The sequence below is a fragment of the uncultured Anaerovibrio sp. genome (assembly GCF_947302755.1).
GTDB lineage: Bacteria > Bacillota > Negativicutes > Selenomonadales > Selenomonadaceae > Anaerovibrio.
Genome location: NZ_CAMYWM010000096.1, coordinates 1 through 9,401, shown reverse-complemented (window position 1 = coordinate 9,401; position 9,401 = coordinate 1). Strand labels below are relative to the sequence as shown.

The 9,401-nt window shown below is 47.0% G+C and carries 8 protein-coding genes; 7 read left to right on the top strand and 1 reads right to left on the bottom strand.

Features of this window, described 5'->3' with window-relative positions:
• Window positions 1-496 precede the first annotated feature (496 nt).
• The 3 genes from Q0Y54_RS09345 to Q0Y54_RS09335 are packed head-to-tail and all read left to right on the top strand — an operon-like array spanning window position 497 to window position 2,853.
• Entirely contained in the window at window positions 497-1,225 is a 729-nt protein-coding gene (locus Q0Y54_RS09345) for a ScpA family protein (RefSeq protein ID WP_297966755.1), read from the top strand.
• On the top strand, window positions 1,225-1,791 hold the full coding sequence (scpB, locus tag Q0Y54_RS09340; protein WP_297966749.1) for an SMC-Scp complex subunit ScpB: 567 nt from the start codon (window positions 1,225-1,227) through the stop codon (window positions 1,789-1,791). Before Q0Y54_RS09345 ends, scpB begins: the two co-directional genes overlap by 1 nt.
• A gap of 39 nt (window positions 1,792-1,830) precedes the next feature.
• On the top strand, window positions 1,831-2,853 hold the full coding sequence (locus tag Q0Y54_RS09335; RefSeq protein WP_297966743.1) for an alpha-hydroxy-acid oxidizing protein: 1,023 nt from the start codon (window positions 1,831-1,833) through the stop codon (window positions 2,851-2,853).
• A gap of 209 nt (window positions 2,854-3,062) precedes the next feature.
• Here Q0Y54_RS09335 and nadE read toward each other — a convergent pair whose 3' ends face one another.
• On the bottom strand, window positions 3,063-4,946 hold the full coding sequence (nadE, locus tag Q0Y54_RS09330) for an NAD(+) synthase (RefSeq protein ID WP_297966739.1): 1,884 nt from the start codon (window positions 4,944-4,946) through the stop codon (window positions 3,063-3,065).
• A gap of 273 nt (window positions 4,947-5,219) precedes the next feature.
• Between nadE and Q0Y54_RS09325 the strand changes: the two genes are divergently transcribed.
• From Q0Y54_RS09325 to Q0Y54_RS09310, 4 genes are all read left to right on the top strand, one after another.
• Complete coding sequence (locus tag Q0Y54_RS09325; RefSeq protein ID WP_297966735.1) at window positions 5,220-6,458, top strand: hypothetical protein; 1,239 nt, start codon at window positions 5,220-5,222, stop codon at window positions 6,456-6,458.
• Window positions 6,459-6,593: 135 nt separating this feature from the next.
• Window positions 6,594-7,070, top strand: a complete 477-nt coding sequence (gene ybaK / locus Q0Y54_RS09320; protein WP_297966731.1) for a Cys-tRNA(Pro) deacylase — start codon at window positions 6,594-6,596, stop codon at window positions 7,068-7,070.
• Window positions 7,071-7,196: 126 nt separating this feature from the next.
• The gene (gene thrC / locus Q0Y54_RS09315) at window positions 7,197-8,666 is read left to right on the top strand and encodes a threonine synthase (protein ID WP_297966726.1); all 1,470 of its coding nucleotides are present in this window, start codon (window positions 7,197-7,199) and stop codon (window positions 8,664-8,666) included.
• Window positions 8,667-8,899: 233 nt separating this feature from the next.
• The coding region (locus Q0Y54_RS09310; RefSeq protein ID WP_297966723.1) for a phosphoenolpyruvate carboxykinase (ATP) at window positions 8,900-9,401 on the top strand (502 nt) is incomplete at its 3' end.

Here is a 9,401-nt window from a genome sequence, read left to right as displayed (position 1 = left end):
GACAGAGCTGCTTGAAAATATTGTTTTGCTTTAAATTACATAGCTGGAAAAATTATAACTCGCGTTGCTCAGACAGGTAATTTTTCCAGCTAATTTTAGTGGGCAAAAATATTTTCTTCACGCATCTCGTCTATTGTTCAAGCTAATTATCCCCGGCCTGTGCAAAGCCTTCCCCTAGCGACGCGAATGAGGTGTCCCCAAAGCCTTCCCCTAGCGACGCGAATGCAATGAGCTAGTCCCGTAGGGGGAGGGGAAGCCCTTTCAGGACTAGCTTCGCGTCGCTTCAGCACGATGACAACATGGATTGGATACTAAATCAAAAAAGACTGGAACGGGTGGACCGGGCCACAGTCGAGTTTATCCAAACAACCACAGGCACTAATTTTTCTTCACCAGCCGAGTTTATGGAGCAGTTCCCTTCATAATATTGTAAAAAATGTTACTTATGGTATATAATTACAGATGATTAAAAACATTTGAAGAGGAACATTTTTTTATGGAAAAATATTCAGTAAGGCTGGAGAGCTTTGAGGGCCCTATGGAGCTCTTGATGCACCTTATTGATAAGAACAAAATCGATATATACGATATTCCAATAGCCGAACTCACGGAGCAGTACCTTGATTATCTGGATCAGTTCCGTGAGTTTAATTTGGAAATAGCCAGTGAATTTTTGGTGATGGCGGCCACCCTGCTGCAGATTAAGTCACGAATGATGCTGCCGAAGCCCCCTAAGGCCAAGGAAGAGGATGATACAGAGGAGATTGACCCCCGCCAGGAGCTTATTGATCGCATTTTGGAATATAAAAAATATAAGGAGATTAGCACGGTGCTGCTGGATATGCAGGATATGCAGGAAAAATACGTTACTCGGGGCCCCATTGATTTTCCGGTACATCACCTGCCACCGGACAATTTGTCCATGCAGGATCTGGTGCGGGCCTTCAGCAATGTGCTGGCCCTCCACAAGGAATTGCGCATTCCCGATGCCCTGGTGGAGCCGGAGGAATTTACTATAGCTGACCAAATGGAGCTGCTGCTGTCTATGCTCAATAAGTGTGGCGGCAAGCTTTCCTTTGCCGAAGCCTTTCATAAGGGAAACCGCTCTGAGCTAATCACTACCTTTTTGGCTTTATTGGAGCTAATTAAGCTGAAAAGCATTAGGGTATATCAGCTGGACCGTTTTTCGGAAATCATTATACAGGTAAGAGTTGGTGAAAATTAATGAATATGGATGAACTTACTGGCGCCTTGGAGGCTGTGCTCTTTGCCAGTGGCGATCCGGTTTCTGCACAGCAGCTGGTGGATATTTTAGGCATTGATATAGATAAGCTTGATGAATTGGTGGAGACTCTGGAAAAATCCCTGGAGGAACGGGGCAGTGGCTTGATGGTTCAGCATGTGGCCGGTGGGTGGCAACTGGCAACCCGTGGGGAGCTCTTTCCCTATGTGGAAAAGCTGACCGAAACCAAAGACAAGAAGCTGTCGGCTGCGGCCATGGAGACCTTGTCCATTATTGCCTTTAAGCAGCCCATTACCAAACAGGAAATTGAGCATATTCGGGGGGTACATATTGAAAAGGTATTGGCCAAGCTCGTTGAGCTGGAGCTGATAAGGGAATTGGGCCGTAAGGAGGTCTTGGGCCGGCCTATTTTGTACGGTACCACGGAAAACTTTTTGAAATGCTTTGGTCTTAATGAGCTGGCTGATTTGCCGGATTTGCCATCAGTGGAGATGAACGACCAGGAAATTGAGCAGCTTACTATTATAGAGGAGGCTCAAACCGAATAAATAAAATCAGTCCGTTGTGTGTTTAAAAGGAGGTTGGCTATGAATTTTTCAGAGGTTATTGCTAAGGCAAAGGAATGTATTGGCGACAAGTGTCATGCTTGTCCGGTGTGTAATGGACGGGCCTGCCGAAATGTGATGCCCGGCCCCGGCTCCAAGGGAGTAGGTGATACTGCCATCAGAAATTATGACAAGTGGCAGGAAATTCGGGTGAATATGGATACCCTGTGTCAGGGCAAGGCAGTGGATACCGGCCTTGAGCTCTTTGGCAAGACATTTAAGGCCCCCTTCTTTGCCGGTCCGGTGGGGGCTGTTACGTTGCATTATAGCGATAAATACAATGATGTAAGCTACAATGATGTATTGGTTAAGGCCTGCGCCGAAAATGGTATTGCGGCCTTTACCGGTGATGGGGTGGATGCAGGAGTAATGAAGGCAGCTACTCAGGCCATTGCCGCCAACGATGGTATGGCAGTTCCTACCGTTAAGCCTTGGAATATCGATACTATCAAGGAAAAAATGGCTTTGGTAAAGGAGTCAAAGGCCTTTGCCGTGGCCATGGATGTGGATGCTGCCGGTCTGCCCTTCTTAAAGGGGATGAATCCGCCAGCCGGCTCCAAGAGTGTGGAGGAGCTGAAGGCCATAGTGGAGGCTGCCGGACGTCCGTTTATCGTCAAGGGAATAATGACGGTAAAGGGGGCCTTAAAAGCCAAGGAAGCCGGAGCAGCAGGTATTGTGGTATCCAATCACGGCGGCCGGGTTCTGGACCAGTGTCCGGCTACAGCCGAGGTTTTGCCGGAGATTGTGGAGGCATTGAAGGGCTCCGGGGTAAAGATATTGGTGGATGGCGGTATCCGCACCGGCACCGATGTATTTAAGGCACTGGCCCTGGGGGCTGATGCAGTAATTATTGCCCGTCCCTTTGTTACTGCCGTATATGGTGGCGGCGAGGAAGGGGTAGCGGCCTATATCAATAAAATAAAGGGGGAGCTGGAGGATACCATGAGTATGTGCGGTGCCTTCTCTTTGGCCGAAATTGATGAAACCATGGTCAGACGCCCATAAGGCTGCCAGGTCCGCAACCTTTGTAAAATACTATGAAAAAAAGCACTGATGGCTGCAAATCAGCTGTCAGTGCTTTTTAAGGTCTACTTTATGTCTTTATTAAGGTTCAATCCCAAATGTGGCTTCGGCTGTATGTGATGATACCGATGATATCCGATGATATTCGATGATACCGCTGCCAGGGCGTTCCCCGGGGAGGATCCCAGCCCTTACTTCAGCAGCTCTTCCTTTATGCGTCGGTACTGCCTTGTATAATATACCCAGTTTTGGGCCTCCCGATGGTCAAAGCCGTAGGCCCGGCGGCTGACGGCAATAATAGGCGGTGCCTGGATGCGCTTGGCTATAGCCATTCCCGTAAACTGCTTCCACCAGCGCTCCAAATCATCTATAAACTCCCTGTGGGTGGGGAAGAGCCTTCCTACGATGCCCTTTTCACAGCCCAGCTTATCCTCCAGCATTCCATCCCGGTACCAGCGGATAATATCAGCCGGTGTCGCCTTTTCCCAGCGTTCCACAAAGCTTCTGAACAAATAATCGTGATATGGGTATTTTATGGGATCCCCCTTCCCCTCGTCCACATTCTGGGCCGCAGACAGCTCCGCACTTGGAACAATATCAATGGTGGCCTGAGGCACAACCTCCCGCTGGTAAACCTCGCTGTTCATATACCGGGCCAAGTCGTAGACCTGGAACTTCCACAAATCGGCCAAAGCACATAAAAAGCCGGCCTGGTCCCCGTAGAGAGTGGAGTAGCCCACCGTAGTTTCCGCCTTGTTGGCATTACAGGTAAAGCCTCCGCCAAAGGCCGCAGCTATACCGGCCAAAATCCGGGCACTTCGGTCACGGGCCTGTATATTTTCCGCTACAAAGGAGCTGACGGTTAGCTGCTGGGTGGATTTATCCTTCATAAAGGTTACCGGAATGGTTTCCAGCTGCTTTATGGTATGCTCCACAGAATCCTGAATGGGCATTATCATATAGTGACAGCCCAGGTTTTCCGCCAGCCTGTGGGCCAAGCCCTTGGTGGTTTCCGAATTATATACACTGGGCATATTCACCAAAAGAACATTTTCCGGGCCGAGGATATGGGTATAAAGGGCTGCGGCCACTGCCGAATCAATGCCGCCGGAAACCCCGATGACCACCCTGTCCATATGAATATCAGCCAAAAATGCTTTTACCCCATAGGTTAAAGTGGCAAAGATATTGGCAATCTCCTTTTGAGGCTTATACAAGGCCTCCGGCATATTGTCAATATTCTCCAGCTCCACGTACTGAATGGCCTCAAGGAATTTACCCATTCGCTCCACCGGATAGCCCTTCCTGCTGTATACCGTGCTGGAGCCATCAAAGGTATAGATTGTCTTGCCGTTATTTTGTATGCCGGTGTTGTTTACGTAAATAAGGGGAGCACCATGGTCCCTGGCCTGCTGACCGAAAATCACATGCCGCTTCTTGTTTTTGCCCAGGGTATATGGTGATGAGGATATATTGACAAAGAAATCTACCCCCTTTTCCTGGAGAAAATCGATTGGGGAATAATTATAATTGTCGCTCCATCCATCCTCGCAAAGGAAGCCGCCAACAGAATACATCCTACCATTTATGTACAGACGTACCGGAGAGATAAGGTCTTTTACACTGACATTCTGTTCCTCCGCCAATTCCTTAAGACTGAAAAAATGACGGGTATCATCAAATTCCCGATAGTTTGGCATCAGGGTTTTTATAACAAAGGGATAGGGCATATGATCCGGGGTAACCAGCTTGCCGTGATAGGCGGTAAACAGGGCATTGAACTTCCGTGGACGGCCATCATTATTTTTTTTGTTCCAATCCACAGCCACATTGCCAAAAATGATAGCAATATCCCTGGAGGCATCAATAATATCCTGGCCGCATTCCTCGCAATCCTTGATAAATGCCGTCTGCTCCCAGGTGTCCCCCAATAAATAGCCGGGTATGGCCATTTCCGGGAAAATAATCATCTGCGCCCCATTATCCTTGGCCTCCTGAATCATTTTCAGCATATTCCGGGTATTGTCATCGGGACGTCCGGGGAGGACCCGAAGCTGAGCTAAGGCAATTTTCATTAAATATCACGCTCCTATACTAAAGTGACACAATTTGGGCGAAGCCATAAGGCTAATCGCTTTCATTATCATTTCATTCTTCGGTTACAAATATATTGTAACAAAAAAAGAAGGATTTTTCAGATTTTAAGCAAATACTTTATACTGAGTATGATACTGTAGTTTCATTTAAGAAAATGATAATTTATGATACAATTGATTTAGCCAAATCTGAAACACACGTTATTGTCGTTTGTTTGGCAATAAATATAGCTTGGGAGAAGTGGTAAATATATGAATTATAAAGGTGCCATAATAATCGGCATATTATTGGAGATATTGTTGGCCGGTGCGGCGGCGGCGTTTTATTTCCTTTATTATGTTCATACACCTGCATATTCAATGAATTCATTGCAGAAGGCCGTTCATACCGGCAATGTGGAGGAATTCAAAAAATATGTGGATTTAGATTCCGTAGTAAACAAGGGCGTCAATGACCTTAGCAAGATTATAGATATGGACAGTCCTGATAAACAGATGATTTTAGATGGTACCCTGGCCAAGCAGACCAAGGAGGATATTCTGAAATTTGTTGCCAACGAAAAATGGCCAAAGGAGAAAGAACCCTCCCAGATTACTGCCTTCCAGGAGAAAATAGGTCTGCGCACCATGACCATGCGCAAAATGGAGTATGTGACCACGGATCCGGCTATTGTTCCGGAGGACAGTGGGGAGGAAGGGGAGGAAAAGCCGGCAGGCCAGCCTACAGCCACGGTGGCCATCCGGGTTTTTGAACCAAATTACGGTGACAGCTTTGTCCTGAAATTTAAAATGCATCAAATGGAGGATGAAAGCTGGCAGATATACGAAATCGTCAACTATGCGGAATTCGTTGAGGCTGTGGTAAAGCAAAACGACCGGGATATGAAGCGGTATGTGGAAAAGGTACGGACCAATATAAAGAATACAGAGGATAAATTTGCCGAGCTGAAAAAGAAAATACCGGAAATCAATAAGGACTGGATCATTGGGGCGGAGAAAATAATGAAGGAATCCTGCGAAGCCCTGGATGACTTAAAGGTTCCGGTAGGCGGCAGGCACCTGGAGCATCTCCTGGACGAACGGAAAAATATTTTCTATGAAATGATGGATGATTATTATACCAGCATCAATCATCAGGAAAAGGTAGAGGATTACAAGAAGCAGGCCGAGGAGCAGGCCAAGGAGGATGCGGCCAAGGCCGCCCGGGGGGAAAAGGTTATGAAACGCCGCACCCCAAATTTTGAAGCTCAGGCCAATAAAATAAACGGTGAGGTATCGGCCTCCAACAAGCGATGGGAGGAAAACAAGGCGGAAATTGCCAAGCTTATCGGTCCATCTGATGAGGTACGGGCCCGTGGAATTCGGGCCATGCGCAATAACGATGACGAGGCAGTGCGGGCAGCCAATTACCCTGGTGCTGATGCCGTTGTGGGAGATGGCGTAAATCCTCTCCGGCCGGAAACCTTGCCGGAAGTATCAGTTTTTAAATGAGACTTAGCACCCCTTAGGCTTGGGTTAAACAATAATCAAGGATAGGTGTAAATTAAAGGTCTATATGTACAATACAAATGTCTTGTGATATAATTGCAGATGTGTCAAGATATTGCCAGACAGGAGTATTGGATTATGAAAATAAAAAAGACAAATGCAGCGCGCATATTGGATAATCTGAAAATCCCCTATGATATAAAGACCTATGAGGTGGATTTAGATGATCTCAGTGCGATTCATGTTGCAGCCTCCACAGGTATGGATGTGAAAATGGTGTTTAAGACCCTAGTTTGTCGCGGTGACAAAACCGGTGTGCTTATGGCCTGCATACCTGGGGATGGTGAATTGGACTTTAAAGCCCTGGCCAAGACTTCAGGCAACAAAAGCGTAGAGATGGTTGCCCTGAAGGAAGTGCTGGGGCTTACTGGTTATATACGAGGTGGCTGTTCTCCCTTGGGGGCCAAGAAAAATTATCCGGTCTTTTTGGATGACTCTGCGGAGAAATGGGATAATATCGCCATCAGTGCCGGAATTCGGGGCCAGCAGCTTCTGTTGTCCCCCAAGGATTTGGTGAAGGCTGTTAACGCTTCTGTAGGGAAGCTCATCAGATGACCTCATCCACCGCCAGCGGTCCCCCTTCCCCAGAGGGGAAGGCTATACCAGTCGGCAACGCCACCTATCTGCGCCAGCAGTACTTCTTCCCCAGAGGGGAAGGCATTAAAAAGGAGTGAAAATAATATGAAATATATCAGCACACGTGGAAACAACCAGGAATTATCCTCAGCCGAAGCTATTATCAAGGGGCTGGCCGATGATGGAGGCCTGTTTGTACCGGACACTATGCCTAAGGTTGATTTGCCATTTATCGGGGAGCTTCAGCAGCTTTCCTATCAGGAACGGGCCGTCAAGGTGCTCAGTCTTTTTTTGACGGATTATACCAGAGAAGAGATTGAGGACTGTGTGAACCGGGCCTACGGTAATGGCAAATTTGACCATAAGGACATTGCTCCTGTAAATTTTCTGAAGGATGCTTCGGTGCTGGAGCTGTGGCATGGCCCCACCAGTGCCTTTAAGGATATGGCCCTTCAGCTGCTGCCCCAGCTGTTATCCACTGCTTTGAAGAAAACCGGTGAACAAAATGAGGTGCTCATTCTGGTGGCCACCTCCGGGGATACGGGCAAAGCGGCCCTGGAGGGCTTTAGAGATGTGGAGCAGACCAGGATTATGGTTTTCTATCCTGACAATGGAGTCAGCCGTATTCAACGTTTGCAGATGGTTACCCAGCAGGGGGGCAATGTGGCTGTAACTGCGGTAAAGGGCAATTTTGATGATGCCCAAAGCGGGGTAAAGGCCATCTTCAATGATCGGGAATTTAATACCCGGCTTCATGAAAAGGGCTTCTCCCTGTCCTCAGCCAATTCCATTAACTGGGGCCGACTGGTACCTCAGATAGTATATTATTTCAGTGCCTATGCCGATATGCTTAATGAGAGCAGAATAAAGCTGGGAGATAAGGTGAGCTTCATTGTGCCCACAGGGAATTTTGGGGATATTTTGGCCGGCTACTACGCTATGTCCATGGGCCTGCCGGTAAAGAAGCTGGTCTGTGCCTCCAACACCAATAATGTGCTTACCGATTTTCTCAATACAGGTGTATACGACCGAAACCGGGAATTCTTTAAGACCATCAGCCCATCCATGGATATCCTGATTTCCAGCAATCTGGAGCGGCTGCTGTACCATATTACTGGCAATCAGGCCCAGGTGGCCGGCTGGATGAAGGAGCTGGCTGACTGTGGCCGATATGATGTGGGAGCAGAGGTGCTGGCCAAAATTAAAGAGGTATTCAGCGCAGATTGGTCTGACGATAATGCAACAAAAGGTATGATTAAAAAGGAATATGATATGGAGGGCTATATTCCTGACCCCCACACCGCCGTGGCCTGGAATGCCCTGTACAGGCTGAAGGGACTGGATAATCCTGTCATTGTATCCACCGCCAGTCCATATAAATTTAATGAAAGTGTGCTGACAGCCCTGGGCAAGAGTATAGAGGGGAAGGATGAATTCCAGCTGCTGGACGAGCTGGCTACAATAAACAGCTTTGGCATTCCTGCCGGGCTGGCCGGATTGAAGGATGCGGAGATTGTTCATAAAAATACAGTTGAGAAGGCTGATATGCCTAAAAGTGTATTACAATTCACCTAAAGTAAGAAAAAGTAATATGAACTATAAGCTTTTTTTATCATAAAATAATAATTAATAATCTTTGACAAATTTCGCCAAAACGTCTACAATACAAGAAGGGTTTTCCGCTAGGCGGAAGTATGTTTTTAATTATAAATGTCATAAATGATTTTATTTGAGTTATAGGCCGAAAGGCTTAGTGAAGTAGTAAATCATTGTGGCATAATCGTCAAAAGAAAGAGGTAGATAGCAAAATGGCAACTGTTGACTTGACTAAGTATGGTATCACCGGTACTACTGAAATTCTCCACAATCCTTCCTATGAGGTACTGTTTGAAGAGGAGACTAAGGCTGGCCTCGAGGGCTATGATGTTGGAACAGTTACTGAGCTGGGTGCTGTAAATGTTATGACCGGTATTTACACTGGCCGTTCTCCTAAGGATAAGTACATCGTTATGGACGAAAATTCCAAGGATAAGGTTTGGTGGACCTCCGACGAGTACAAGAATGATAACCATCCTATGTCTGAGGACGTATGGGCAACTGTTAAGGATATCGCTAAGAAAGAGCTCTGCAACAAGAAGCTCTATGTTGTTGATGCTTTCTGCGGTGCTAATAAAGATACCCGTATGGCAGTTCGTTTCATCGTTGAGGTTGCATGGCAGGCTCACTTTGTAACCAACATGTTCATTCAGCCAACTGCTGAGGAACTTGCTAACTTCGAGCCAGATTTCGTTGTATACAACGCTTCCAAGG